The organism is Paenibacillus oralis (assembly GCF_003863965.1).
Classification (GTDB): Bacteria; Bacillota; Bacilli; order Paenibacillales; family Paenibacillaceae; genus Fontibacillus; species Fontibacillus oralis.
Window position 1 is genome coordinate 6760550 of record NZ_RRCN01000001.1, and the last position, 26480, is coordinate 6787029.

Annotated in this window: 22 protein-coding genes; 4 read left to right on the forward strand and 18 right to left on the reverse strand. The window is 54.1% G+C overall.

The window, feature by feature from the left end:
- Positions 1 to 20: 20 nt before the first annotated feature.
- From EHV15_RS30225 to EHV15_RS30290, 14 genes are all read right to left on the reverse strand, one after another.
- On the reverse strand, positions 21 to 1451 hold the full coding sequence (locus tag EHV15_RS30225) for a flavocytochrome c (RefSeq protein ID WP_128634522.1): 1431 nt from the start codon (positions 1449 to 1451) through the stop codon (positions 21 to 23).
- A gap of 153 nt (positions 1452 to 1604) precedes the next feature.
- Positions 1605 to 2312, reverse strand: coding sequence for a response regulator (locus EHV15_RS30230; RefSeq protein ID WP_128634523.1), 708 nt, complete (start codon positions 2310 to 2312; stop codon positions 1605 to 1607).
- Positions 2313 to 2581: 269 nt separating this feature from the next.
- The gene (gene dnaJ / locus EHV15_RS30235) at positions 2582 to 3703 is read right to left on the reverse strand and encodes a molecular chaperone DnaJ (RefSeq protein WP_128634524.1); all 1122 of its coding nucleotides are present in this window, start codon (positions 3701 to 3703) and stop codon (positions 2582 to 2584) included.
- A 158-nt stretch (positions 3704 to 3861) separates the two neighbouring features.
- A complete protein-coding gene (gene dnaK / locus EHV15_RS30240; protein WP_128634525.1) occupies positions 3862 to 5712 on the reverse strand; it encodes a molecular chaperone DnaK in 1851 nt (616 codons plus the stop codon).
- A gap of 57 nt (positions 5713 to 5769) precedes the next feature.
- Positions 5770 to 6348, reverse strand: coding sequence for a nucleotide exchange factor GrpE (gene grpE / locus EHV15_RS30245; RefSeq protein ID WP_128635614.1), 579 nt, complete (start codon positions 6346 to 6348; stop codon positions 5770 to 5772).
- Between the two features lie 106 nt (positions 6349 to 6454).
- The gene (hrcA, locus tag EHV15_RS30250; protein ID WP_128634526.1) at positions 6455 to 7486 is read right to left on the reverse strand and encodes a heat-inducible transcriptional repressor HrcA; all 1032 of its coding nucleotides are present in this window, start codon (positions 7484 to 7486) and stop codon (positions 6455 to 6457) included.
- A 103-nt stretch (positions 7487 to 7589) separates the two neighbouring features.
- The gene (locus EHV15_RS30255; protein WP_128634527.1) at positions 7590 to 8057 is read right to left on the reverse strand and encodes an N-acetyltransferase; all 468 of its coding nucleotides are present in this window, start codon (positions 8055 to 8057) and stop codon (positions 7590 to 7592) included.
- 191 nt (positions 8058 to 8248) lie between these two features.
- Positions 8249 to 9463 carry a radical SAM family heme chaperone HemW gene (gene hemW, locus EHV15_RS30260; protein WP_128635615.1) on the reverse strand — a complete coding sequence of 405 codons (1215 nt, stop codon included), beginning with the start codon at positions 9461 to 9463 and terminating at the stop codon, positions 8249 to 8251.
- Between the two features lie 576 nt (positions 9464 to 10039).
- Positions 10040 to 11857, reverse strand: a complete 1818-nt coding sequence (gene lepA, locus EHV15_RS30265; protein WP_128634528.1) for a translation elongation factor 4 — start codon at positions 11855 to 11857, stop codon at positions 10040 to 10042.
- Positions 11858 to 11955: 98 nt separating this feature from the next.
- Positions 11956 to 12912 carry an alpha/beta fold hydrolase gene (locus EHV15_RS30270; RefSeq protein ID WP_178075991.1) on the reverse strand — a complete coding sequence of 319 codons (957 nt, stop codon included), beginning with the start codon at positions 12910 to 12912 and terminating at the stop codon, positions 11956 to 11958.
- A gap of 23 nt (positions 12913 to 12935) precedes the next feature.
- Positions 12936 to 13958, reverse strand: coding sequence for a glycoside hydrolase family 130 protein (locus EHV15_RS30275; protein WP_128634530.1), 1023 nt, complete (start codon positions 13956 to 13958; stop codon positions 12936 to 12938).
- Between the two features lie 37 nt (positions 13959 to 13995).
- Positions 13996 to 14829, reverse strand: coding sequence for a carbohydrate ABC transporter permease (locus tag EHV15_RS30280; protein WP_128634531.1), 834 nt, complete (start codon positions 14827 to 14829; stop codon positions 13996 to 13998).
- Between the two features lie 3 nt (positions 14830 to 14832).
- Positions 14833 to 15708, reverse strand: coding sequence for a carbohydrate ABC transporter permease (locus tag EHV15_RS30285; RefSeq protein ID WP_128634532.1), 876 nt, complete (start codon positions 15706 to 15708; stop codon positions 14833 to 14835).
- Positions 15709 to 15756: 48 nt separating this feature from the next.
- Positions 15757 to 17106 carry an ABC transporter substrate-binding protein gene (locus EHV15_RS30290; protein WP_128634533.1) on the reverse strand — a complete coding sequence of 450 codons (1350 nt, stop codon included), beginning with the start codon at positions 17104 to 17106 and terminating at the stop codon, positions 15757 to 15759.
- A 256-nt stretch (positions 17107 to 17362) separates the two neighbouring features.
- On the opposite strand from EHV15_RS30290, the gene EHV15_RS30295 reads away from it, so the two are divergent.
- The 4 genes from EHV15_RS30295 (at position 17363) to EHV15_RS30310 (ending at position 21974) form a co-directional block, all read left to right on the forward strand.
- A complete protein-coding gene (locus tag EHV15_RS30295; RefSeq protein ID WP_128634534.1) occupies positions 17363 to 18373 on the forward strand; it encodes a substrate-binding domain-containing protein in 1011 nt (336 codons plus the stop codon).
- A 206-nt stretch (positions 18374 to 18579) separates the two neighbouring features.
- A complete protein-coding gene (locus EHV15_RS30300) occupies positions 18580 to 19539 on the forward strand; it encodes a glycoside hydrolase family 113 (RefSeq protein WP_128634535.1) in 960 nt (319 codons plus the stop codon).
- 15 nt (positions 19540 to 19554) lie between these two features.
- Entirely contained in the window at positions 19555 to 20745 is a 1191-nt protein-coding gene (locus EHV15_RS30305; RefSeq protein ID WP_128634536.1) for an AGE family epimerase/isomerase, read from the forward strand.
- A gap of 35 nt (positions 20746 to 20780) precedes the next feature.
- The gene (locus EHV15_RS30310) at positions 20781 to 21974 is read left to right on the forward strand and encodes a glycoside hydrolase family 130 protein (RefSeq protein ID WP_128634537.1); all 1194 of its coding nucleotides are present in this window, start codon (positions 20781 to 20783) and stop codon (positions 21972 to 21974) included.
- Between the two features lie 84 nt (positions 21975 to 22058).
- Here EHV15_RS30310 and EHV15_RS30315 read toward each other — a convergent pair whose 3' ends face one another.
- The 4 genes from EHV15_RS30315 to gpr form a co-directional block, all read right to left on the reverse strand.
- Positions 22059 to 23141 carry a LacI family DNA-binding transcriptional regulator gene (locus tag EHV15_RS30315; protein WP_246061825.1) on the reverse strand — a complete coding sequence of 361 codons (1083 nt, stop codon included), beginning with the start codon at positions 23139 to 23141 and terminating at the stop codon, positions 22059 to 22061.
- Between the two features lie 121 nt (positions 23142 to 23262).
- Positions 23263 to 23817, reverse strand: a complete 555-nt coding sequence (locus tag EHV15_RS30320) for a hypothetical protein (RefSeq protein WP_128634538.1) — start codon at positions 23815 to 23817, stop codon at positions 23263 to 23265.
- Positions 23818 to 23872: 55 nt separating this feature from the next.
- The gene (locus EHV15_RS30325) at positions 23873 to 25192 is read right to left on the reverse strand and encodes a stage II sporulation protein P (RefSeq protein WP_128634539.1); all 1320 of its coding nucleotides are present in this window, start codon (positions 25190 to 25192) and stop codon (positions 23873 to 23875) included.
- Between the two features lie 184 nt (positions 25193 to 25376).
- Positions 25377 to 26393 (reverse strand): GPR endopeptidase, encoded by a 1017-nt coding sequence (gpr, locus tag EHV15_RS30330; RefSeq protein ID WP_128634540.1) that lies wholly within the window; start codon positions 26391 to 26393, stop codon positions 25377 to 25379.
- Between the last annotated feature and the right edge of the window lie 87 nt (positions 26394 to 26480).

Here is a 26480-nt window from a genome sequence, read left to right on the forward strand (position 1 = left end):
ATCAGGTTCAGCGCCCGCGATTAGTTCAAAGCTTTGACGGCTTCCTGGGCGGCGATGCGCCCGAACGTTACGATGTCGGCCAGCGCGTTGCCGCCGAGGCGGTTGGCGCCATGAACGCCCCCGGTAACTTCGCCTGCCGCGTACAGATTGGGAATCACGGCACCCGATTCGTTCAGCACCTCAGTCTGGGTGTTGATCGCCACGCCGCCCATCGTGTGGTGGATTCCCGGCGTCACCTTGATGGCGTAATAGTTCCCTTTCGTAAAGTCAAGCCGCATGTCGTCCCGCTGGAAATCTTCGTCAGCACCTTTGTTTTTCATGTCGGCGTATCGTTTTACGCTTTGTTCCAGCGCAGCGGCATCGACACCGATTTTGGACGCCAGTTCCGCAACTGTTTGCCCTTCCTCAACCAAGCCCATTTCAAAATACGTCTCGGTTGCGCCCAAATTTTGACGCAACTCGTCATTAAAAATCAAGTAAGCGATACCGTCTTTTTGCGCCAAGATATTTTGGGATACGACGTCCCGCGTCAGCAATTCGTTCGTAAACCTCGCCCCTTCCTGATTGACCAAAATCGCTCCGTCGCCGCGCACCCCCTCGGTGATCAGCACGCCTTCACCAGGAATCGTTGTCGGGTGGATTTGAATCTGTTCCATGTCCACCAGCTTCGCTCCAAGCGCCTGGGCAAGCCCGATGCCGCTGCCTTGCGCTCCCGGCGCATTGGTCGTCGTGAATCCCTGCAGTTCGGGTTTGTATTTAACAACCATGTCCAAATTGGCCCCGAAGCCGCCCGTGGTTAAAATAACCGCCTTGGCGTCGATAGAAAAGGTTTTGCCGTCCTTGTCCGTCCCTTTGACACCGCTCACCTTACCATCCTTGTCCGTCAAGATTTCCGTCACTTCGTGCTGCAGCCGGACATCGATTTGCAATTCCTCCAGTTTCTTTTTCAGAGCCACAACGATAAAGTTCCCCGCCGCTTCGCCGCCTTCAGGTCTATGGATGCGCGGAACGCTGGCTCCGCCGGCCTTTCCGACTTCCGACAACTCCGCACCGTTCTCTTTCAGAAATTCCACCGAATCTTTGGCATTTTCCGTCAGCACTTTGACCAAATCGGGATTATTGAGATTTTTGCCCCCTTTCATCGTGTCTTCAAAATGAAGTTCCGGGCTGTCTTCGATCCCTTGAGCCTTCTGGTATTCGGTACCTGCCGCGTTTAAGCCGCCTTCCGCGCGAACCGTATTCCCGCCGACCATCGGCATTTTCTCCAGCAATATCACCTTGGCCCCCAAACTTTGCGCTTCGATGGCCGCCGTCATTCCGGCTCCACCGGCACCGATGACGACAATGTCCGCGGAGTCTCCGCTTTTTCCGCCGCAGCCCGGCAAAATCAACATTGCCGCCAAGACTATGGCCAGCATTTTCGGCGCCCAAACTGTCTTTGTGCTTTTCATCTCGAATTCCCTCTCCTTTTCTGGTTGCAAGCCTTTCATTCAAGAAACATTGTGCAATATTTCACAAATGTAATTGTAAGAGGAAAATCTGAGTTCGGCCAGCTTATGTAAGTACAGAAACCGATAAGTAAGTAATGTAAGCACGCCGTCTTTTTAAAAATACAGGGAAACCATGCTGGATTTTTCCGGCACAGTCCAGAACTTATCGAGCGGCCTGCCCCCGGTTCCGTAATTGATCTCCGTTTCGAGCGCGCCGATGCCCGCCAGAAAATCAAGGTATTTGCGCACGGAAACGCGGGAGATTCCGACAGCCCGGGACAGCTCATTCGTCGAGAACCCCGAGCTGTCCTGCCGGGCAATCGCCTCCCAGACCATCTGCAGAGTCCCCGAGGTCAGCCCTTTGGGGAGAGGACGGAATGCGGCCTGACGATCGCCGCGCCAGATCAAACGGTCAACATCGTTTTGGCTCATCACCCGACACGAATTCATCGCATGGTACGAATCGCGGTACAATTCCAGCGATGTTTTGAACCGCGAGAAATGAAACGGTTTGATCAGATAGTCAACTGCGCCGTACCGCCGTGTTTTTATAATGCTTGCCGGATCCCTGGCGGCCGAAATGATAATGACATCGATATTTTGGGCGCGGCTGCGGATATAGTTAAGCAAAGCGAAGCCGTTCTGCCGGCGCATGTACAACTCAAGCAAAATCAGCTGCGGTTTGACCCGTTCCACCAGCCGTTTGGCCGTTTCGGCCGACTCCGCCGTACCCACGCAGCGGAAACCTTCCACCAGTTCCAGGTAACTTTGGTTGAACTTCGCCACCATCGGATCTTCTTCCACGATCAAGACCCGGATCATATGGCCGCCTCCTTTGGCGCAAACGGAAAGTTCAAAATAAACCGGGTGCCGGTTGTTTGCAGACGGAATTTTGTTCTTCTCATCATGTTGCTTCCTCCCGTCGGTAAGCATGTCCATAAACTTATTCTACCGAGGGGCCGGAAAAATGGCTATGAGGTTAAGTACTCCGGATGGGGGAACCTGAAATCGGCAGGACCCAAACAAAAACGCGCGGGCGTAAAGGAGTCCTTTCTTGCAGAACTCCCTCCGCCCGCGCGTGTTTTTCCTTATTATTCGCCGCGAAACGCCCGTTTCATGCGGTCAAAAAACGTTTGTTCATTTTCATGCGTAGCTTCGCCTTCCAGCGAAGCGAATTGGCGCAGCAATTCTTTCTGCTCTTCGCTCAGCTTTCGGGGCGTCATCAAAACCACTTTGACGTGCTGATCGCCCTGGCCGACGCCGCGCAGTCGCGGAATCCCTTTGCCTTTCAGGCGGAAATACGTGCCAGTCTGCGTGCCGGCCGGAATCTTCAGCTTCACCTTTTCCGACAGCGTCGGAATTTCGATCTCGTCGCCAAGCGCGGCCTGCGCAAACGTAATCGGCACTTCCAAATAAACGTCGTCGCCTTCCCGCTCGAAGTACTCATGAGCTTTCACGCGGATCACGATATACAAATCGCCGGGAGGGCCTCCGCGAAGTCCGCCTTCCCCTTCGCCCGTCATCCGCAGTTGGGCGCCGTCGTCAACCCCCGCCGGAATCCGGACGTGGATTTTACGCTGCTTCTTGACCTTGCCGCTGCCGGAGCAGGTTGGACATTTCTCCTTGATGATCTGCCCCCGGCCGCCGCAGGCCGAGCAGGAACGCCGGTTGACCATGCGGCCGAAAGGCGTGTTCTGCACGACCTCCTGCTGCCCGGTTCCGTGGCAGACGGAGCAAACCGTCGGTTTGGTTCCCGGTTTTGCGCCGGTGCCGGAGCACGTATCGCAGTTTTCGGTACGCGGGATCGAAATATCGGTTTCTTTCCCGAAGGCCGCTTCCTCGAACTCGATCGTCATCGTATATTGCAAATCGTTCCCCCGCTGCGGCGCGTTCGGGTCGCGTCTGCCGCCGCCACCGCCAAAGAACATATCGAAAATATCGCCAAATCCGCCAAAATCCGTACCGGAAAATCCGCCGCCCATGCCCTGGTTCGGATCCACATGTCCGAATTGGTCGTAGCGGGAGCGTTTGCCCTGATCACTGAGGACGTCATAGGCTTCCTTCACTTCTTTAAACTTCGCTTCCGCATCCGCCGCTTTGTTCACGTCCGGGTGATATTGACGGGCCAGCTTGCGATAAGCTTTTTTGATCTCCTCTTCGCTGGCGGTTTTCCCGACGCCCAACACTTCATAATAATCGCGTTTTTCTGCCATCCTTCCACCCCCGTCTTGACTCTCTCGAACCAGCCGCGTCAGCACCGTTCCCTTAATCCGGCAAAAGGAAAGTCAAAGTGCGGAAGCCGCCCGCTCTTTGACCTTCCCAGTTCACCCAATTGTATTCAATGCTTTGCCGGTCCGTGATATCTTAAGCTTTACTTCTTGTCTTCGTCAACAACTTCATAGTCGGCATCCACGACATTGTCGCGGCTTCCGCCGCCGGCCGCAGCGCCTTCGGCTCCTTCTGCGGCGCCGGCTGCGCCAGCAGCCTGCTGAGCCTGTTCATAAAGCTTGACGGAGAGCTGCTGTACGATCTCGGTCAGTTTTTCCGAAGCGGATTGGATTTGCTCCAGATTGTCGCTTTCGAGCGCTTTCTTGAGCTCTTCCTTCGCCGCGTTCGCTTTTTCCGTTTCGGCGGCGTCCACTTTATCGCCCAGTTCCTTCAGCGTTTTGTCGACGCTGTAAATGAGCTGATCGGCGTTGTTTTTCGCTTCGACCAGTTCTTTGCGTTTTTTGTCTTCTTCGGCGTGAAGTTCCGCGTCTTTCATCATACGATCGATTTCCTCGTCGTTCAAGCCGCTCGAAGATGTAATCGTGATTTTTTGGCTCTTGCCGGTGCCTTTATCGGTCGCCGATACGTTGACAATCCCGTTGGCGTCGATATCGAAGGTAACTTCGATTTGCGGCACGCCGCGAGGCGCGAGCGGAATGTCGCCGAGAATGAAGCGGCCAAGCGTTTTGTTGCCCGCGGCCATCTCGCGTTCCCCTTGCAGCACGTGGATTTCCACGCTAGGCTGATTGTCCGCGTAGGTGGAGAAAACCTGCGATTTGCTCGTCGGGATCGTCGTGTTGCGTTCGATCATTTTCGTAAACACGCCGCCGGCCGTTTCGATGCCAAGCGAAAGCGGAGTTACGTCGAGCAATACGACGTCCTTGACGTCGCCGGTCAGCACGCCCGCTTGCACAGCCGCGCCCAGGGCAACAACTTCGTCCGGGTTGACGCCCTTGTGCGGCTCTTTGCCGGTCAGCTTCTTGATCGCTTCCTGAACGGCCGGAATCCGCGTGGAGCCGCCGACCAGGACGATTTTATCGATATCGGCCGGAGTCATGCCGGCATCGCTGAGCGCGCGGCGAGTCGGTCCAAGCGTACGCTCTACGAGATCCGCCGTCAATTCTTCGAATTTGGCGCGGGTCAAGTTCACTTCCAAGTGCTGCGGCACGCCGTCAACGACCGTGATGAACGGCAGCGAGATCGTTGTCGTCAGCACGCCGGACAATTCTTTTTTCGCTTTTTCGGCGGCGTCTTTCAAACGTTGAACGGCCGCTTTGTCCTTGCTCAGGTCGATGCCTTGATCCTTTTTGAACTCTTCCACCAGATAGTCGATGACCTTTTGGTCGAAGTCGTCGCCGCCGAGGTGGTTGTCCCCGCTCGTCGCTTTAACTTCGAAGAAGCCATCGCCAAGCTCCAGAATCGATACGTCGAACGTACCGCCGCCCAAGTCGTAAACCAGGATCGTTTGATCCTCGGCTTTCTCCAGGCCATAGGCAAGCGCCGCCGCCGTCGGCTCGTTGACGATCCGCAGCACTTCCAGGCCGGCGATTTTCCCGGCATCCTTCGTCGCTTGACGCTGGCTGTCGTTAAAATAAGCCGGAACCGTAATAACCGCCTGGGTTACGGGTTGGCCCAGATAAGCTTCGGCATCGGATTTCAGCTTCTGCAAAATGATCGCCGAAATCTCCTGCGGCGTAAATTCTTTGCCGTCGATGGCTTCCTTATGGTTCGTCCCCATATGTCTTTTGATGGAGATGATCGTGCGATCCGGGTTTGTAATCGCCTGGCGTTTTGCCGTTTCCCCGACGATCCGTTCGCCGTCTTTCTTAAAACCGACAACGGAAGGAGTCGTACGTCCGCCTTCCGGGTTCGGAATGACGACGGCTTCGCCGCCTTCCATGACCGCAACGCAGGAGTTGGTCGTTCCAAGGTCAATACCGATAACTTTGCTCATTTGCTTATGTCCTCCTTAAATAGGTGCATGTTTTGCTATGTGTTTTCAGCATGTGTTTCAGCCGCTGACTTTGACCATCGCCGGGCGCAGCACTTTGTCCTTCAACAAATATCCCTTTTGCACGACCTCGACGACGATGCCTTCCTCGTGTTCCTCGGATTCCACCTGCATGATCGCCTGATGGAATTCGGGGTTAAACGGCGTGCCCTCAGCTTCCATCGCGGTGAGTCCTTCCGCTTTCAGCACACCTTCGAGCTGGCGGAAAATCATCTCCACGCCCTTGGAATACGAGCTGTTATCCGCACTTTCGCCCGCGGAGCTGATCGCTCTTTCGAAGTTATCGATCACGGGCAGCAGTTCGGTAATCAGCTTGGCGGAAGCGTATTTTCCAAGCTCTTCTTTTTCCTTCAACGTCCGGCGCCGGAAATTATCAAAATCGGCTTGGGTGCGAAGCAGCCGCTGTTGGTATTCTTCGTTCTCCGCCTGCAATTTTGCCAGTTCGGGGCTCATATCGGAGCCGCCTTCCGCAGCGGAACCTGCGGCTTCGTTTTCGTTTACCTGTTCCTGCTGAAGCGTTTCGTCCTGCCTGCCTGCTTCCGTTTCCAGGTTTTGCTCATCTTTAACGTTATCGTTCATCTCTTGTTCTTCCTCTACACTGTGATTGATGTTGTCTTGAATTGGCTGTGATTCCTTCAAGATGTTCACCTCCTTAACATGCAGTTAGGGCCATAGTTCATGCATGTTAATGCAGCCGGGACAAAAATTTGCTCAAGTCCTTCGATAAAATGTCCAAAATTCGAATCACCCGACCATATTCCATCCGGGTTGGCCCAAGAATGCCGATCGTCCCAACCGTTTCCCCTTCAATTTGATACGTTGCGGTGATCAGGCTGCAGTTGGCGAAAGCTTCATGGGCGTTTTCCGTGCCGATCCTCACTTGAATGCCCGAGCCGAGGGAGGCCGAAGACATCATTTTCGTCAACGTCGGCGTCTCCTCCAGCAGATCCAGGATGCTCTTCACTTTGTCCACATCGCGGAATTCCGGCTGCGTCAGCATGTTGGTAGCTCCGCTCAGGAACAGGCGCTGCCCGTCCGAACCGCTGCCCAGCACTTGATCAAGCACCTTCATCAGCTCTTCAAAATGCTCGATATGCCGCTGCATTTCCTGGCCGATTTCGTTATAAAGGGCGGTCTTCAATTTGTAGATCGGCAATCCCGCAAGCTTAACGTTAAGCAGATTGACCACTCTTTCCATCTCCGAAACCGATACGCCGGCCGGAATGGACACGGTTTTGTTCTCCACTTGTCCCGTATTCGTAACCAGGATCGCCACCGCCGTGTTCTCGTTCAGCGACAGCAACCCGAAATGGCGCAAAGACGTATGAAAAACTTCCGGCCCCAGCAGGATGGAAGTGTAATTGGTCATATGGGATAGAATCGTGCCGGCATGCTGAATGACCTGTTCCGCCGCATTCAGCTTCTCGGCGAAAAACGCCTTGAGGGTTTTAAGCTCTTCCGGCGTAATCAAATTAAGCGGAGTCAGGTGATCCACATAGTAACGGTAGCCTTTAATGGAAGGTATGCGTCCCGCCGACGTGTGCGGCTGCTCCAAAAATCCGAGCTCCTCCAAATCCGCCATCTCGTTGCGGATCGTCGCCGGGCTGTACCCGACATCTCCACGTTTGGAAATACTCCGGGATCCCACCGGCTCCGCCGATCGAATATAGTCATCCACAATCGCAGTCAATATCATTCTTTGGCGTTCCGTTAACATGGCAATCCCTCCTGATCCAACTATTTATCGTTCGTTAGCACTCGTTAGCTTAGAGTGCTAATCGCTAATACAAAAATACCAAACCGACCTGACGATTGTCAAGTCAGTCCAGTATCTTAAGCACAGCTATTTCGTCGCAGCAGTGCTGCTTCGCGCAATTCACGCAGTCCGTCCAAACTTTTTCCGGGAAAATTTCTTTATTTACAACCGTAAAACCGTTTTTCACAAAAAATGAAACCTCGTAGGTCAACGCCATCACTTTAGGGATCGCCAGCTTCCGCGCTTGTTCGACCAGCTTCTCCACCAGCATGGAGCCGAGGCCGCGCCCTTTGTACCCTTCGGCGATGCCGAGCGAACGGATTTCCACAAGCTCCTCGCCGAGCTTGCACAGCGAGCCGCAGCCAACGACACGGCCATCCACTTCCGCGACAACGAAATCATTGATCTGACGTTCGAGCACTGCGCGGGAACGCGGCAGCATAATCCCTCTTTTGGCATATTCATCAATCATTATAAATAGAGGTTCGACGTCCTCAAGTTTCGCCTGTCTGCATACGGCAACGGCTTGCATAGCTTTTCCCCCTCGATCTCCCAAGTCATGTAATATGAATAAATATACATGATAAGGTATAAAACTTCAAGCCATTTCTTGTCGGCCCTAAAGGATATACATGAGCCCAAAAAAAGGGCAGCCGCCTCGCTTCATAATCAAGCTGGGCAGCTGCCTGTTTTCTCTGTTCTATGATTGAATATATCCGGCTGTTAAATCGTTAATACGCCAATAAACTCGGCAAACACTTCATTGCCGAACAATACGCCTTGTTGACTAAGGCGATAGCCGCCTTGATCCTCGTGCTGCTCCAGGAGTCCGGCCGACAGCATCTTTTGCAGCGGTCCGGCAAAAATCTCTTCCAATTCGCTGTCCGCGCCAAACTGGGAGCGGAAGTCCTCCTTGCGGATGCCGTTCAGCATGCGCAACCCGACCATCACGAAATCTTCCATCGCTTCCTCGCGGGACACGGCGAACTGTTCGAGCCGGGGCAGCCCTTGGCCGGCCGCCTCGACATAAGGATTCACGCCTTTAATGTTGACGTGCCGCTGCCTTGATACGTATCCGTGCGCTCCCGCGCCCAAACCGTAATAGTCCTCATTGCGCCAATAAGTGATGTTGTGGCGGCTTTCGTAGCCCGGCTTGGCGAAATTACTGATTTCGTACTGTTTGCGTCCCGCCTTGGCCATCCGCTCCATCAGCAGCAGATACATTTTCAGTTCGTCTTCTTCGCTCGGCAGGGGCAACTGGTTTCTCTGATACAGCGTATGGAACAGCGTGTTCTCTTCCACTTTAAGGCTGTAGATCGAGTAATGGGGCAGCCCCAGCTCAAGCGCGCGGGTAACGCTGTAGTCCAGCATTTCCACCGTCTGGTTCGGCAATCCGAACATCAGGTCGATCGACAGATTGTCAAGGCCGGCGGCGCGGGCGTTCTCCAAGCTGCGGTACACGTCGTCGGTGTTGTGAATCCGGCCGATCCCGCTCAGCAGCTCGTTCTGGAAGGCCTGGACGCCGAAGCTTACCCGGTTGACCCCGCCTGCCTTCATGACGGCCAGTTTTTCGCGGTCGGTCGTTCCGGGATTGGCTTCCATCGTAAACTCGATGTCGCTCGCCCAACGCGGGAAATGCTTCCGCACCGAAGCCAGGAAAAACTCCATCTCCTGCGGATTCAGCACGGTCGGCGTTCCGCCGCCGACAAAAATCGTCCGGATCTCGCCGGGCGGCGTTTGGCTTACGGTCAGCTCCATCTCGCGGTCCAGCGCCTTCAGATAGTCCATCACCGGCTGATCCTTCAGCACGTAGGAGTTAAAGTCGCAATAAAAGCATTTATTGGTGCAAAACGGAATGTGTATATAAACGGCCTGCGGCGCCCGCTTTTTTTCATTGTTAGACGCGGCGCTTACCGCCGCCGGCTGACCGCTGGACATAACGCTGCCCGCCGTCTGCTCAAGGTCCGGCATTCCCGGTCCCTGCCGCTTCGTCTGTTGGTCCATGGTCATGCCTCCTAAACTTTTAATTATTTCATATTATATAGTAGAAAAATTCAAAACCGAAAATCGTTCCGCCTATGTGCGTTGCAGCAGCGCTCGTGGCAGCGTCTGTGACAACGTCATGGTAACATCACGCTCTCGCAATGGGCACTAGCGGTAAAAAAGGGCGCTATTTACGGCGGTTCTACAGATTCATCAGCAATAGAGGAAAAATGTGGCGTTATTTTTGGCAACTTCGGCTATTTTCGATCAAAAAACTTGTTGCGCGCAAAAATAAGGGCATAAAATTCCGCTATTTTACCGAAGGACCCCCGTTTAGCAAAATAGCGACATAAATTACCGCTAACAAGCCCGCCTCCCAGCTCTTATTTGAAAGAGGAAAGCCCCGCGGCTTTCCTCTTTCACCATGTTCAATCGCTTTTAACTTGCCTTGTCACCGCGGCGCTCGCAAGCTCATTAGCTTGCCAGCGGTACCCAGGCATAACAGGCATATTATCGCTTGCCCTTCTTCGCTTAATTGTCGTCGATCTTCAGCACGGCCATAAACGCTTCCTGCGGCACCTCGACGCTGCCGACCTGCTTCATGCGCTTTTTGCCTTCCTTCTGCTTTTCCAGCAGCTTGCGCTTCCGTGAAATGTCGCCGCCGTAACACTTGGCGAGGACGTTTTTGCGCATCGCCTTGACCGTCTCGCGCGCGATGATCTTCGTCCCGACCGAGGCCTGAATCGGCACCTCGAACATTTGGCGCGGAATCAGCTCGCGCAGCTTCTCGCAAATGATCCGGCCGCGATGATAAGCGCGGTCGCGGTGCACGATGAAGGACAACGCGTCCACCTGCTCGCCGTTGAGCAAAATGTCCATCTTCACCAGGTTGGACTGGCGATAACCCGACAGCTCGTAATCGAACGAAGCGTATCCTTTCGTGCCCGATTTCAACTGGTCGAAAAAGTCGTAAACGATCTCCGACAGCGGGATTTGGTACGTAATCGTTACGCGCGTCGTATCCAAATACTCCATATTTACAAACTCGCCGCGTTTGTTTTGACACAGCTCCATCACCGTTCCGACATAATCGTTCGGCACGATGATCGCCGCCTTGACGAAAGGCTCCTCCACGTGGTCGATTTTACCGACTTCCGGATAGTTGGACGGGTTGTCGATCGAAATCGTCTCGCCGTTCGTCAGCGTCACTTTGTAAATAACGCTTGGCGCGGTCGTGATCAGCGGAATGTTGAATTCCCGTTCGATCCGCTCCTGGATGACGTCCATGTGCAGCAGGCCGAGGAAGCCACAGCGGAACCCGAAGCCGAGCGCGCTGGACGTTTCCGGCTCGAAGCTGAGTGAAGCGTCGTTGAGCTGCAGCTTCTCCAGGGCTTCGCGCAGATCGTTGTAATCCGACGTTTCGATCGGATACAGACCGCAGAAGACCATCGGGTTGATTTTGCGGTAGCCCGGCAGCGCTTCGGGGGTCGGATTTTTCGCGTCCGTCACCGTATCCCCGACCCGGGTGTCGCCGACCGTCTTGATGCCGGCCACGATAAAGCCGACATCGCCGACGTTCAGTTCGTCCACGATCGTCATCCGCGGCTTGAACGCGCCAACCTCGATCACCTCGAACGTTTTGTCCGTCGCCATCATTTTGATTTTCGAGCCGGCTTTAATATGGCCGTCGATGACGCGCACATACACGATAACGCCTTTGTACGGATCGTAATGCGAATCGAAAATGAGCGCTTTAAGCGGCCGGTCCGGATCGCCCGACGGCGCCGGCACCTTCTGCACGACCTGCTCCAGGATTTCCTTGATCCCGATCCCCGCTTTGGCCGAAGCCAGCACGGCCTCGCTGGCGTCGAGCCCGATGACGTCCTCGATCTCCTGCTTCACCCGGTCAGGATCGGCACTGGGCAAATCGATTTTGTTGATAACCGGCAAAATTTCCAGGTTGTTGTCCAACGCCAGGTAGACGTTGGCCAGCGTTTGGGCCTCGATCCCCTGGGCGGCGTCCACGACGAGCAAAGCGCCTTCGCAGGCTGCCAAGCTGCGGGAAACCTCGTAAGTGAAGTCGACGTGTCCCGGCGTGTCGATCAGGTTCAGCAAATATTCCTCCCCGTCGTCCGCGCGGTAAGCCAACCGCACCGCCTGCAGCTTAATCGTAATCCCGCGTTCCCGCTCCAGATCCATCTGGTCGAGCACCTGCTCCTGCATTTCCCGGGAGGAAAGCGCCCCGGTATACTCCAGAATCCGGTCGGCCAGCGTCGATTTGCCATGGTCTATATGTGCAATGATACAGAAATTCCGAATTTTTTGTTGTCTTGCTCTAATATCAGTCATCCTTACCCCCACCACAGATCGTTGAAGTACAATCAATTTATTATATCAGTTGCGGGGTCAAGCATCAATCGGTACTGTCGCACAGTCTCCATGTTTATCTATAACCTCAGCATCTCCTGCAGGACACGGTCGCTTAAATAAGGCAAATATTCATGGCCGTATTCGTGATAAACGACAAGCTCTTTCTCGGAAACGATTTTGTTATACGCGGCAAACTGCGTGTACGGCGGACAAATCGAATCGGCCAAACCCGTGACGAAAATAACCTTCGCCCGGATGCGGTCGGCCAGATTTTGAATGTCGATATACCCCAGCTTGTTGAAAAAGGCCTCCTGCGTCCGATGCAGCGGGTCCATAAACCGGAAATAATACGCGAGTTCTTCATAGGCCGAGGTATTGACTTCCATTTCCCAGGCTTTCTTATAGTCGGTCAGGAACGGGTAAACCGGGATCGCCAGCTTCACCCGCGGCTCCAGCGCAGCGCAGGCTACCGTAAGCGCTCCGCCCTGGGAACACCCATGCACGCCGATCCGGCCGGGATCGACCTGCTCCATCGACATCAAGATCCGGACTGTCTGAACCAAATCGAGAAAAACATTGCGATAGTACAGCTTATCCGGGGTTTCTTCACCGACACCGCGGATAATATGGCCTTTCAGCGTCGTCCCTTTCACGGTCAGATTGTCTTCGGACAACCCGCCCTGCCCCCGGCAGTCCAGCGCGATCACGGTGATGCCGTGGGCGGCGTACGCAGCTTTGTCGAACCAGTCCCCGCTCCCGGTGTGGTAGCCGTGGAAAAGTGCAAGCCCCGGCCCTTTACGCTGGAGCGCTCGCGGTTTGACGTATTTGGCGTGCACCCGTGCTCCGCCGACCCCGATAAAATAAAGATGATAGCACTCCGCCAGCGGCGTCCGGAAATCGGCGGCTTCCAATTCATAATCCAACGGCTGAGCATCCAGCTCCATCAGCGCCCGTTCCCAATAGTCATCAAAATCCTTTGGTTTCGGGCTGCTCCCCTGGTATTTCAGCAAATCTTCGATTCTATCATTGGCCACGATAACAATCTCCCCGCCTATAGTTACATTCTACCGATTTCCGCGTCATCGCCAACATCTTCATGCGTCGTTTTCACGTAGTCGACGATCTCCTGCACGGTCGTATAGGCCAAACCCACATAGGTGTCGGCGGCCCCGTAATAAATCGCGATTTTGCCGCTTGCGGCATCAGTCAACGCTGCGCAAGGGAATACGACGTTCGGCACAAATCCGCGCTCTTCATACCATTCTTCCGGCGTCAGCACGTAAGTGCTGGAGCGGTATTTCACGCGGGACGGCTCCTCACTGTCGAGAATGACCGCCCCCATGCTGTATACAAGACCGTTGCACGTACCGGTGACACCGTGGTAGAACATCAGCCAGCCTTCGGACGTTTCGATCGGAGCCGGACCGCCGCCGATTTTCACCGATTGCCACCAGCCTTGGCCGCCTTTGGTCAACACATGGCGGTGTTTGCCCCAATAGACGAAATCCGGACTTTCGCTCAGGAATACGTCGCCAAAAGGCGTATGGCCGCTGTCGCTGGGGCGGGACAGCATGACAAAGTTGCCGCCGATTTTTCTCGGGAACAACACGCCATTACGGTTGAACGGCAGAAACGGATTTTCCAGACGCACGAACGTTTTGAAATCCTGGGTTTGGGCTACGCCGATCGATGCGCCGTAAAAATCCGTACACCAAATTATATAGTAGGTATTCTCCACCTTCACCAGCCGCGGATCATAAGCATAGTTCGGCTGAAACGGCTCGCCGGTCTCATCGACAAAAGGAATGCGCTTCTCGTCGATCTTCCAGTCGTAGCCGTCCTCGCTCCAGCCCACATGCAGATGCGGGCGGCCGTTGATCGTTTCGGCGCGGAATACACCAACAAAACGGCCTTCGTACCAAGCGACGGCACTGTTGAAAATGCGGGCGATGCCTTTGGCCGGATTTCTCGGGACAACGGGGTTGCCGCTGTGTCTCCATACCGGTCCTACCGCGCCTTCGGGTTTATTTTGCCATGGGATGTTCGGCAGATTCTCTCCAATGATTTTTACTGTGTTCATAAGGTTGCCCCTTCCATTCAATATTTTTAAGTTCGAATTATTTGACCGAGCCTTGCGCAAAGCCGTTGTAAATGTATTTTTGCAGGGTGATAAACGCGACCAGAATCGGCACGATCGTGATCATGATCCCCGCGCAGATGACCTCCCACTGTGAGCCGTAAGGTCCTTTAAACTTGAACAACGCGGTTGAAATCACCTGCAGATCCTCGCTCGGCATATACAGGAACGGCGTGTAAAAATCGTTGTAAATGTTGACGCCTTTGACGATAATGACCGTGACGATGGCCGGCGCCAGCAAGGGCAAAATGATTTTCCAGTAAATCGTGAAATACGACGCTCCGTCCAGCATGGCCGATTCGTCCAGCGACTCGGAGATCGAGTCCAAAAACTGCATGAAAATGTAAACGGCGATAATGTCGGTGCCTAGATACAGCAAAATCGGCGCAAACCGGGTATCCACCAAATGCAGGAAGTTGATGATCCGGAAGGTCGCGACTTGCGTCGTTACGCTCGGAATCAGAGTAGCCAGCAAAAATGCCCCCATCAACAGCTTGTTGCCGCGGAAATTAAAACGGTTCAGCACATAAGCGATCATCGAGCCGATCAGCGTGGCGCCGATAACCGAAATGACGACGATGATGACCGTATTTCCGAATCCAAGCAGCATTTTCCCGTTAATAAACGCCTTGGAATAGTTCGCGAAGTTCAGCCAGTTTTCCGGAGGAGTCAGGGGGCTGGCAGCACCGTATTCCTTGTTCGTCTTAAATGAAGCAAACAGCACGACGACGATCGGAACGAGGGCGGCGAAGGCGCCGAGCAGCAAGCTTACGTATTTAATGAACGTGGCGGCGCCATATTTCAGTCTGTACATGGCTTACTTCTCCTCCTTGATCAACAAGCGCTGCAGCAGCGTCACGATGATGACGATAAACAACAGGACAACCGCCATCGCGGAGGCGAGGCCCAGCTTGTTATATTTAAACGCGGTGGTGACCGTCTGGATGACGAACGTGTTGCTGCCGTTGGAGCCGCCGGTCATAATGTATGGAATATCAAACGCGCTGATCGCGCCGCTGATGGCCAAAATCAGATTGAGCTGCAGGATTTTCATAATACTCGGCAAAATAATGTGACGGAATTGGTGCCAGCGGTTGGCGCCGTCGATTTCGGCCGCTTCATAGATATCGGATCCGATCGAGGAAATCGCCCCGAGGAAAATAATGAAGTTAAAGCCCATATACCTCCACAGGGATGCCCCCGCCAGCGAAATGTTGATGATATTCGGGTTTTTCAGCCAGCCCTGCGTGTAGGCGCCGAGCCCGACCGTTTGCATCAGGGTGTCCAGCGTTCCGTCGGGACGGAAGAAGAACAGAAAGATAAACCCGATCGCCACCCCGTTTAAGAGATAAGGAAAAAACAGCACCCCTTTAAAGAAGTTTTTGAACCGGACCTTAAAGCTTAAGATCGTGGCGAAATACAGAGCGAGCGCCATCTGGACGAAGGTGGCCCCGAAATAATACAAGCTGACTTTAAACACGGAAAAATATTTGGAATCGGTAAAAATCGTCTTGTAGTTTTCAAATCCAACGTAGTCATAATGCTTGCTGTAGCCGTTCCAGTCGGTGAAACTGTACTTGAACATGTTAAATACCGGCAAATAGGCAAAAGTGAACAATAACACGACCGGAACCAGCGAGAAGGCAAAAATAATCACTTTTCGCTGCGTTTTGTAGCTTAGGTTTTTGAACACCTCTCACACCTCCAAAAATCCTGCAAAACACCTTGTTCTGAACGTTGTTTATTGGACGAATTTCACGCGGGATTTCACCCAGGCGTCGTTCAGATCCTTCATAATATCGTCGTAGGATTCGTCGAGGTTGCCGATCGCGGCTTCAACGATACGTTTTTTGAATTCAGGCTGCCACAGTCCGATTTCCGCATCCTTGTCGATCTTGTCCACCAAACCTTCTTGTCCCGGCTGCGCCGGGGTTTGAAGCTCGAATTTCACGTCCGTGCCTTCGAATTGCTTCAGCGTGTCGGGAAGCGGGGCGCCCACCACCGGGCTCATGCCTCCGGCTTGTTCCGTCGGATATCCGGATTCGTTGATGAACCAGTCGATCCATGCTCTGGCTGCCGCTTTGTTTTTGCTGTGTTTACTAATTCCGAGGGTGTAGTCGTCAGCCAGCGGCATGATTACCTCGCCGGCATTGGTCGGGAACGGCATGTAAGCGATATCGTCTTTGTTTTCGGCAAGGCCCTGAACCTGTCCGATCGCCCAGGAGCCAAGCACCATGGCGCCGATTTTACCGCCCGCCATATCGGCTTTGGAAGCTTCCCAGTTCGTGGTCGTTGGATCGTCTTCGATCAAACCTTGTTTTGCCGCGTCGTACATCACTTTATAAAGCTCGTAGTGCGGCTGGCCGGGCACGAAGTTATCGTCCGTGTTCGGCTGTTTGATGTTGACATAGTTGACATCGCCGGCAACCGTGGTCAGTACGGCTTCCCATTGCGTCAACGGCCAGCTGTCCGCATAGTTGGTGTACAGCGGAATCGCGTCGCCTTTGTCTTTGATCTTCTGCAAAGCGGCCAAAAATTGCTCCGGCGTTTTTGGCGTTTCCGTTACGCCAGCTTCATTGAGCACTTTTTTGTTGTACAGAACGCCGGAGAAATTGACGGCGATCGGAATCCCGTAGACTTGGCCGTCGACCGTTCTTTCTTCCAGACCGATATACTGCTTGCGGAGTTCTTCCAGCGTGCCGAGCGGTTCAAAGAACTCCGGCGTGTCCGCCAGCGGAATGCTCGTCGGCAGCAGCAAAACGTCACCGTAATCGTCGGAGTTCATCCGGACCGTGATTTGCCCTTCATAATCGGACAGCGCTTGGAAGTTCACTTTTACGTTCGGATATTTTTGATTGAACTGTGCGGCATAATCTTTGAACACCGTGTCCACGATATCCGTTCTTTGCGTGATTACGGTAATTTCTCCGGAGATTTCATCCCCCGCTTGTTGTTGCGTCCCGGCGTTTCCCGTCCCGGCTCCGCCGCCTTTATCGTTCCCGGCCGCGTTATTGTTGCCTCCGCAGCCGGCCAGCATAGTAAGTACAAGAAGCAACGCCATGAGTCCGATAAAAACTTTACTTTTTTTCACTTTTTTAACCCCTTTCAGTTTTATAAAATTAAGTTATCGATAAACTATCTCAGATTCTATAATGAACGCGCTTACTGGTCAATAATAAAATTTATTTTAGTTTATGATTTAAGCAATAAATAAAGTAATTATTAACTTAATTTATTTTTGTTTTCTAGCTTATCTTTATATTTCTGAACGATAAATGTATACTGGGAGTTAGATAATCGGCTGATTCCTTTTGGATACGATGAACAGGATGGTGAATTGTGAATTCATGAAAAGCAGCGTAACGATGAAAGATATCGCCAGCAAATTGGGAGTCAGCAGCGTGACGGTATCCAAGGCGTTGAACGATAAGGAAGGCGTCAGCGACAGCCTGAAGCTGAAAATCAAAAAGGTGGCCGGCGAGATGGGCTACCGCTTTAACTCTGCGGCCAAATCGATTAAAGAAGGGCTTTCCTACAATATAGGGGTCATGATTCCGCAGCGGTTTACGGGGCTGCAAGAATCGTTTTACCTGCGGGTCTATCAGCAAATCGCCATTCAGCTCGATCACTACGGCTATTTTGGCATATTGAATATTTTAAGCAGCGAAGACGAAGAAGAGCTGAACTTCCCGCGGGTATACAGCGAAAATAAAGTAGATGGCATTATCGTATTGGGCCAAGTCAGCAAAAAGTATATCGAAACGGTGCAAAATATGGAGCTGCCCAAGCTGTTTCTCGATTTTTACGACGAGCACGCCGCGATCGATTCGATCGTTACGGATAATTTTTACGGCGCCTATGAAATCACCAATTATTTGATTCAGTGCGGACACCGCGATATCGCCTACGTGGGCAACATTTATTCCACCAGCAGCATCCAGGACCGTTATCTCGGCTACTACAAGTCGCTGCTCGAGCACGGCATGGTTTTTGAAAACCGGCTGCTGCTGAACGACCGCGACGAGCACGGTAGATATATCGATATCGAGTTTCCGGAAAAAATGCCTACCGCCTTCGTCTGCAACTGCGATCAGGTCGCTTACAATCTGTGCGAGCGCTTGAACGCCATGGGTTACCGCGTGCCGGACGACTGCTCCGTGGTCGGGTTCGATAATGACGTGTACGCTACATTAGCTAATCCGCAGCTGACGACGGTGGAAGTTGACATCGAGCAGATGGCCCGCACATCCGTCAAAACGATTATGGATAAAGTGGCCAACCCGAACCGCCACATCGGCCGCCTGCTGGTGCACGGGAAAATCATTTATCGGGATTCGGTTAAAAAAATCAATCTATAGCTGCCTGACTGCATTAAGAACCGCCATCACCGGCGGTTTTTTTGCGTTTGACAGTGTACCCCCGCTAACAAACCACAAAATTAAATTGTTGAATTCTCCTTATATCTAGATATATAGTAATGACATAATCATCATTTGTTATCTAATTTTATATAACAAACTATAACAAAAATTCGGAAATTCAAACTGATGAGGTGAGCTCTTCTATGAATTCGTTAGCGCCTTATGTGGCCGGGATGACCTGGGGGTTTATGGGCGTTAGAGGCACCTGGGGCAATGAAGCCGCGGACCGTTCCATGGAAACCATGGTGAAATCGACTGGAGTCAACTGGACGGCGATCGCTTTTTCCGCGCTGCAAGCAACGGCTTTCTCGACGGAAATTCCTTACTGGAAGGAACCAACAGTAACCGATGAGGAAGTCAGGTGGGCGATCGGCAAAGCCAAGTCGCTTGGCTTGAAGGTATGCCTGAAACCGATCGTGAATTGTGCGGACGGCACTTGGCGGGCGCATATCAACTTTTTTGACAAAGATGTTCCGTGCGAACCCAAATGGTCCGACTGGTTTGCCTCTTATCGCGCCTATATTGTGCATTTTGCGGAAATCGCCGAGGAAACGGACTGTGAGATGTTCTGCATCGGCTGCGAGATGGTCCAGACCGACCGGCGTGAGCGCGAATGGCGGGAACTGATTGCCGAAGTAAGAAAAGTGTTTAAGGGGTTGGTCACTTACAATTGTGACAAATACCAGGAGGATAACGTCGCTTGGTGGGATGCCCTCGACATTATCAGCTCCAGCGGCTACTACCCGATCGACGATTGGGAACGGCAGTTGGAGCGGATTGAAAGCGTTGTACAAAAGTACGAAAAACCTTTTTTCTTTATGGAGGCCGGCTGTCCAAGCCGAACCGGTGCGGCGAAAATTCCGAACGACTGGACGCTTATCGGCGACGTCAACGAAGCCGAGCAGGCCGATTATTACCATACGATGCTGCAAAAATGCGGAGAACGCGACTGGGTGCGCGGCTTCATGCTGTGGGATTGGCCGGCGCAGCTTTACGCCCCCAAGCAAGCCGCAGCCGATGACGGCTACTGCATTTACGGCAAACAGGCCGCAGCCGTCGTCGCCGAGGCATACGCCGACAAACTGAATTTATTTGGGCGATAAGGAGGCTCATTCCCCATGGATACACACCATTGGATGGAACAACTGCAGTTGGAGCTGCAGGACAACATTTTGCCATTTTGGCTCGATCATACGATTGATGCCAAGCATGGCGGGTTTATCGGCTTCATCGATCAGCAAATGAAAACCGAGAAACAAGCCGACAAAGGACTGGTGCTCAACGCCCGGATCTTGTGGACTTTCGCTTCCGCCTACCGTCTCTTTCCTACCGCAAAATATCTGGAGATGGCGCAGCGCGCCTGCGATTATCTGGTGGAGCATTTCCTGGACCGCGTGTATGGCGGCTTGTACTGGATGGTTGACTACGAGGGGCGCCCTGCCCAGGATAAAAAGCAGGTTTACGGTCAAGCGTTCGTCATTTATGCCCTAGCCGAATATTACCGCGCAACCTCTAACAAGGAAGCTCTGGACTTGGCGGCGGACATCTACCGCCTGTTGGAGAAACACAGCTATGACCCCGTCCATAAAGGGTATATTGAAGCTTTGTCCCGCGACTGGAAGCAAACCGGCGACTTCAGCCTCAGCAACAAGGACCTCAACGAAAAGAAATCGATGAACACCCATCTGCACGTGCTGGAAGCGTACACCAACCTGTACCGGGTATGGAAATCCCCCGAGCTGCAGCACAGTCTATCCGAGTTGATCGAAGTGACGCTGGATCATATCATCGATCCGCATGGCGCCCATTTTTGGCTGTTTTTCGATGAGGCTTGGCAGGTCAAAAGCCGCCATATCTCCTACGGGCATGATATCGAAGGCAGCTGGCTGCTCGTCGAAGCCGCCGAGGTGGTTGGCGACTCCGCCCTGCTGCAGCGTGTGAAGGAAACGGCCGCGGCCATGGCGGAAGCGGTTTATAACGAAGGCGTAGACAAAGACGGGGGCATTTGGAACGAGGCTGACCCAAGCGGCCTGACCGATACGAACAAGGATTGGTGGCCTCAGGCGGAAGCGATGGTCGGCTTCTATAACGCCTATCAGTTGACCGGCGACGAGCGGTACCGGACCGCCTCGGCAAACTCCTGGAAATTCATCCAAACGTACCTGATCGACCGGGAGCGCGGCGAATGGTTCTGGGGCGTGGATCAGGGCGGCCTTCCCCTGCCGGGAGAGCCGAAGGTCAGCCCTTGGAAATGCCCGTACCACAACAGCCGGGCTTGTCTGGAAATGCTGGAGCGTTTGCAGCGATAGAACTTATAAGTTTGATTTTATAGGAGGAAAAAAGAATGAGTTTGTTTGAGGAAAGAAAGCAGCAACTGACGGAGCGTTACGAGCAACTGATCAACCGCCGCAACGAAAAGCTCCCTTATGGCAACGGGATTTACGATCGCTACCGCTATCCGATTTTGACCGCGGAACACGCCCCGCTGATCTGGAAATACGACTTTAATCCGGACACGAACCCGTATTTCATGGAGCGTCTTGGCGTAAACGGCGTATTCAACCCCGGGGCGATTGAGCTGAACGGCAAATTTTATCTCGTGGCCCGGGTCGAAGGTGTGGACCGCAAATCGTTTTTCGCGGTGGCGGAAAGCGATAACGGCGTGGACGGCTTCCGCTTCCGGGATCATCCGATCGTGATGCCGGAAACCGAAGATCCGGACGTGAACGTGTACGACATGCGGCTCGTGCGCCACGAAGACGGCTGGATTTACGGTCTGTTCTGCACGGAGCGGAAAGATCCGGACGCCCCGCGCGGCGACCTGTCAAGCGCCGTGGCCCAATGCGGCATCGCCCGCACCAAGGATCTCGCCGCCTGGGAGCGCCTGGCCGACCTGAAGACGAAATCTCCGCAGCAGCGCAACGTCGTGCTGCACCCGGAATTCGTGAACGGCAAATACGCGTTCTACACCCGGCCGCAGGACGGCTTTATCGATGCGGGCTCCGGCGGAGGCATCGGCTGGGGGTTGTCCGATTCGATCGAAAACGCGGTGATCGAAGAGGAAATCATCGTTGACGACCGGAAATACCATACGATTAAAGAGGTCAAGAACGGCCAAGGTCCGGCTCCGATCAAAACGGAAAAAGGCTGGCTGCACGTCGCTCACGGTGTGCGAGGTACGGCGGCCGGGCTGCGGTACGTGCTGTACGCCTTCCTGTCGGACCTTAAGGAGCCGCAGCGCGTAACGTTTCGTCCCGGCGGCCATCTGATCGCGCCGGAAGGCGAAGAACGCGTCGGCGACGTCTCGAACGTCGTGTTCTGCAACGGCGTCATCGCCCGCGATAACGGGGACGTGTTCATTTATTACGCCTCCTCCGACACGCGCATCCATGTCGCCACCTCAACCAAGGACCGGCTGCTCGACTATGTGCTGAACACACCGGAGGACCCGCTTCGTTCCTACGCTTGCGTTCAGCAAAGACTCAGCCTGATCGAGCGCAACGAGCGGTTTTTGGCTGGCCTGAAAAAGATAAAGTAAGATGCAAGACCGCCGGAGGAATTTCGTCCCCGACGGTCTTCTGATGCGCAAACGGTAACCTCTGCCGGAATAGAGGTAAGCGGGTTATTTCCGCGCGGTTCCGGCTGCCCGCTGCGGCTCGGAGGAGGAATTGCGGTACACGCTCTCCACCGAAATCATGATTTTCTCCTGCGGCGCGCCCGGATAGGCTATCCGGTCCATCAGCTTCTTCACCGCCCGCTGGCCGAGATCCTCCTTCGGCACGTTGATGGTCGTGATCGACGGGACGTTTTGCGCCGCGTCATCGATGTTGTCGAACCCGGTAACGGTGATATCTCCCGGGACCGATAAACCCAGCTCGTCCAAGACGGAGCACACGTTCACGGCGATCGCGTCGTTTGCGCACACCAGCGCCGTCGGAAGGGAGCGCGCTTTTTTCCGGCGCTGAATCCAGGCGGCCACATCGTCACGGAACGCGCCGGTCTCCACTCCTTCCAGCTTCAGCATCGGATCGTCAGCCCCTTGCGGGGTCAGGCCGTTCTCTTCCAAGGCGCTCCGAAAGCCGATCCACCGGTCGCGGAAGCTTCTCGAAAACGCGGAGCTTCCCGCGAAATGCAGCTCGCGGTGTCCCAAACCGATCAAGTGGTTGGTCAGCCTCGCCATGCCGTCCAGGTTGTTGGCAAAAACCGTATCGCACGGAATCAGCGGATCTTCATGGTCGACGAGCACCATCGGCAGTCCGCTTCGGTGCGCCTCGAGCAGCAGGGAGGTCGCGATCTGACCGACGCCCACCATGCCCAGAATGCCCTCCGGGTTCAGGATACTCATGAAGTTCTCCCCCCGCGGCTCCGAAATGATAATCATCCCGAGTCCCTGCTGCTCAAGCTCCCGGGATATCCCCTCCAGCAATTTCCCCCAATAAAGCGAATCCTTGTTTTGAAACCGGATATTGGGCATCAGCACCAGCACCGATTGTTTGCCGGGGGACGCGGAAAGCTGCGGCCCTGGAGATACGTTTGTTTTAACGTACCCGTTCTTTTGATTAAAATAGCCAAGCCTGGAAGCGGCCTGAATGACCCGCTCCTTGGTAGTCTCGCTGACTCCGCCTTTACCGGACAAGGCCTTGGAGACGACGAACTTCGAGACGCCCAAATGATCGGCAATTTGCTGCATCGTAACTTTTTTCAAGCGGATTCCTACCTCCGGAATAGTCTTACTAACGGTTCAAATAACAATCTAACAATAGTATAACAAAGCTCGCTCCTGTTATAAACCGTAAATCCGTAAACTTCCCGGAGACCGTAACCCGTCATTCCGTCTGGTCGAATAAAGAGGCGACCCAATGGATGCTCTTTTGGGATGCCTGCTGCAGCAAATGCGCCGCTTTGTCGGCGAAGCGGTCCACGGTCGGCGGCGTTTGCGGCGGCAGCAGCAGATCCGCAGGCGTCTGCATGGCGGAATTTCCTCCGGATGGGCCGGTCTGACCTCCGTTCACCGAAGTGGAGCCAGGCGCGCCATTGCTTCCGGTTCCCGTTCCATACCCGCCGTTTGCGCCGTAGTAATTGTAGTTATAATTCCCATAGCCGTAACCTGCGCCGGTAGCCGCGCTCCCTCCCTGCCAGCCGGACCAGCCCGAAGCCGGGTTCGCTGGCCAAGCCGAGGAAGCGTAGCCCGGTACCCCGCCCCCGTAAGCCTGGGGAAGCTGGCCGTTTGCACCGTTTGCACCGTTTGCGCCGGCTTCGCCGCCGGAATAACCCGGACCGTATACGGTTGCGGTCCCGCTATCCGCCAGTTGCATCCCCAACGTCACGCCCGCCGCTAGCAGAATGCCGTAAAGTAATGTTTTTCGCATCGTTTTGGCCATAATCAAGCTGCCCTCCCGAATCTGAGCCTTTATTCCCTTTCAAGTTCTCATAACTCTATGACTTCTTGCTTGTCTGCGCCGTTTTGCCCGCTTCTTGCTTCCCGCCGCCTTTCGTCAAGGAGCCGGCTTTTTCCGCCTCTTGGCCTTCCCAATACAGGTCGGCAAGGATGCCGGCGAGCACTTTGGCGGTCCGATCGAGCTCCTCCCGGGTGTTGTCGATCCCGCCGATTTCGATCAGCACGCTGTTCGGCGACAGGGACTGGTTGTATTCCCCGTTGCCCTGCGAAGACGTTTTGCCCCAAATGCCGCGCGAGATGCCGGGATACGACTTCTCCATGCGCTCGTGGATGGAGCTGGCAAAGGCTTCGTTTTTACGCCAATTTTCGTTGCCGTGTCCGATGATAAAATACACCTGTGCGTAGGACTGTCCGCCGATCGTCGTCGTCGTTTTGTCGTGACGCTGCGAATCGCGGTGAATGTCGATAAAATACTGGAGCTGCCCGTTTTCGGCCATCGCCGTTTTGACCGTCTCCCGCGAATATTTATATGAATAGTTGTAGTTGTAATTGCTTACTTTGGCCGCATAATTTTCGTACGAATGCAGCGTTGCCACGCCCTTCCGCTCAAGCTCCCTGGCCAGGAAATCGCCGACCAGGCTGACGTTTTTCATCTTTTCCGCGGAGCTCGGGTTGTCGACGTTCGACCCCAGGACCGGATTATACGATTCCTGCGGGTGGGAGTGGTAGATCATGACGATGTTTTTGTTGCCGGGTTTGACCGAAGGCTCCTCCGCGTCCTCCTTCCCCGGATCCTGAGCATCGGGAGCACCGCCATTCCCCGGCGCGCCTTCCCCGGCGTCTCCGCTTGGGTTCGTCCCTCCCTGGCCTTCCTCGTCCGGCTCCTGATGATCCGGGGCGCTCCCTTGCGCCCCTGTTCCGGGCCGGTAATCTTCAGGCGCCTGCGCCAGCCCGTTGCCCGATCCGGTCCGCAGCAAAATCGGGCTGTCCGCGCCAAGTCCCGGCACCTCGCGGGCAACCAGGCTTTTCGGATCGGACGGGTTCACGTCGGTCAACAGTTGGAACACGAAATTCGTCATGTGTCTTCCCGAAATCGCGGGCGTTTCGTCGGATGGGGCCGCATGCGGAAGCTCCATCCCGACCATCTCCATAAAGAAACCGCTGGACAGGGAAGCCGCAAGCCCCTTCATCGAAGAAACCGGCGAGGTGTTGAGCTGTTTCTCGGCAATCCCGAATACCCCAAGCAGAATAAAAAATACGACCGACATCACCGTCATCAGCAAAAAGGTCCTCCCCATCGCCAGCACATAAAGCAGGTTCCGTCTTAGTTTCGCAATGTTCAATGCTCTAAATTTCATTTTCGCATGTCCTCCTCCAGCCGCTTTCAAACTTCATATCCCAAATCTATGAACCTATTTGCTAGGGTAGAACCTCAAATTCTCCCAAAAAAAAAGAAATCCGCTAGATTTGGCTAGCGGATCTTGTTCACCGGTTTGTAAAAACCGTGTTCAGTTTTTGAGTTTGGGGGGCGGCTGCTCGGAATCAATGAGTATAGGACGCTACGTTTTCCGGCGTAACGGCTTCGTGCAGGGAGATGTTGAGCCCGCTTGCGATCACGTTCGCGACATCCTCGATAAATTCGTCGATCTCCTTTGGCGTGACGATGAGGTCATGGCCGAGCGGGTCCAGCACCTCTTTGACGAGTCCCAATCTTTCGTTTTCGCTGAGCTCGGTAAGCAAACCCATGATCTGCTTCGTTTGCGACTGCTTCCCTTCACCGGCTTCCTGATTGAAATGCGACTTCATCAAATCGAAGACATTGTTCACGATCGTGGAAGCGTAGCAAACCGTGGGTACGCCGATCGCGATGCACGGGATGCCGAGAATCTCCTTCGTCAGCCCCCTTCTTTTATTGCCGATGCCGGATCCGGGGTGGATGCCGATATCGGCGATTTGAATCGTTGTGTTCACCCGCTCGAGCGAACGGGAAGCCAGCGCGTCGATCGCGATGATCAGATCGGGCCGGGTCCGGTCCACGATGCCCTGCACCACTTCGCTCGATTCGATGCCGGTAACCCCCAGCACCCCGGGGGCAACGGCGCTGACCTGACGGTACCCCGGGGCCACCTGATCCGGCGCGAGCTCAAAGTAATGGCGGGTCACCAGCACGTTTTCCACGACTAAAGGGCCCAGGGCGTCAGGCGTCACATTCCAGTTCCCGAGCCCGACGACCAGCGTCTTGGCGTTGCTGCCGATGCCGATTTTATTTAAAAAGGCGGTGAATTCTTTGGCAAAAGCGGCGGAAACCTTCTCCTGCAGTTCGGTATCCTGATTGCGAAGCCCCGGAACCTCGATCGTAATATAGTGGCCTTTGACCTTTCCGATTTGCCGCGAGGCAGCTTCATTGGTCACGTCAAGCCGGGTGATTTTAATGCCGTCCTCCTCGGTTACGTCCTCGCTTAGGCCTTGCACCGGCCCGCCGTGAGCCGTTTCGGCCATCTCCTTCGCTTCAACGGCCAGATCGGTACGCACGGAATATTCCCGTAAATCCAAATCCATCCCATAAGACCTCCATTTCCTCTAGTTGCCTTTATTGTGCGGGAGAGGCAAAGCGATTATTCATCCGCTCATCGATCCTTGCACCCA

Excerpts from the sequence above, each read along its gene's own strand:
- gpr (WP_128634540.1), bottom strand. The coding sequence starts at position 26,393 with ATGGATTTGGATTTACGGGAATATTCCGTGCGTACCGATCTGGCCGTT.
- hrcA (WP_128634526.1), bottom strand. The coding sequence starts at position 7,486 with ATGTTAACGGAACGCCAAAGAATGATATTGACTGCGATTGTGGATGAC.
- EHV15_RS30300 (WP_128634535.1), top strand. The coding sequence starts at position 18,580 with ATGAATTCGTTAGCGCCTTATGTGGCCGGGATGACCTGGGGGTTTATG.
- EHV15_RS30325 (WP_128634539.1), bottom strand. The coding sequence starts at position 25,192 with ATGAAATTTAGAGCATTGAACATTGCGAAACTAAGACGGAACCTGCTT.
- grpE (WP_128635614.1), bottom strand. The coding sequence starts at position 6,348 with ATGAACGATAACGTTAAAGATGAGCAAAACCTGGAAACGGAAGCAGGC.
- EHV15_RS30280 (WP_128634531.1), bottom strand. The coding sequence starts at position 14,829 with ATGTACAGACTGAAATATGGCGCCGCCACGTTCATTAAATACGTAAGC.
- EHV15_RS30320 (WP_128634538.1), bottom strand. The coding sequence starts at position 23,817 with ATGGCCAAAACGATGCGAAAAACATTACTTTACGGCATTCTGCTAGCG.
- lepA (WP_128634528.1), bottom strand. The coding sequence starts at position 11,857 with ATGACTGATATTAGAGCAAGACAACAAAAAATTCGGAATTTCTGTATC.
- EHV15_RS30230 (WP_128634523.1), bottom strand. The coding sequence starts at position 2,312 with ATGATCCGGGTCTTGATCGTGGAAGAAGATCCGATGGTGGCGAAGTTC.
- EHV15_RS30310 (WP_128634537.1), top strand. The coding sequence starts at position 20,781 with ATGAGTTTGTTTGAGGAAAGAAAGCAGCAACTGACGGAGCGTTACGAG.
- dnaK (WP_128634525.1), bottom strand. The coding sequence starts at position 5,712 with ATGAGCAAAGTTATCGGTATTGACCTTGGAACGACCAACTCCTGCGTT.
- EHV15_RS30225 (WP_128634522.1), bottom strand. The coding sequence starts at position 1,451 with ATGAAAAGCACAAAGACAGTTTGGGCGCCGAAAATGCTGGCCATAGTC.
- EHV15_RS30305 (WP_128634536.1), top strand. The coding sequence starts at position 19,555 with ATGGATACACACCATTGGATGGAACAACTGCAGTTGGAGCTGCAGGAC.
- EHV15_RS30255 (WP_128634527.1), bottom strand. The coding sequence starts at position 8,057 with ATGCAAGCCGTTGCCGTATGCAGACAGGCGAAACTTGAGGACGTCGAA.
- dnaJ (WP_128634524.1), bottom strand. The coding sequence starts at position 3,703 with ATGGCAGAAAAACGCGATTATTATGAAGTGTTGGGCGTCGGGAAAACC.
- EHV15_RS30295 (WP_128634534.1), top strand. The coding sequence starts at position 17,363 with ATGAAAAGCAGCGTAACGATGAAAGATATCGCCAGCAAATTGGGAGTC.
- hemW (WP_128635615.1), bottom strand. The coding sequence starts at position 9,463 with ATGTCCAGCGGTCAGCCGGCGGCGGTAAGCGCCGCGTCTAACAATGAA.
- EHV15_RS30275 (WP_128634530.1), bottom strand. The coding sequence starts at position 13,958 with ATGAACACAGTAAAAATCATTGGAGAGAATCTGCCGAACATCCCATGG.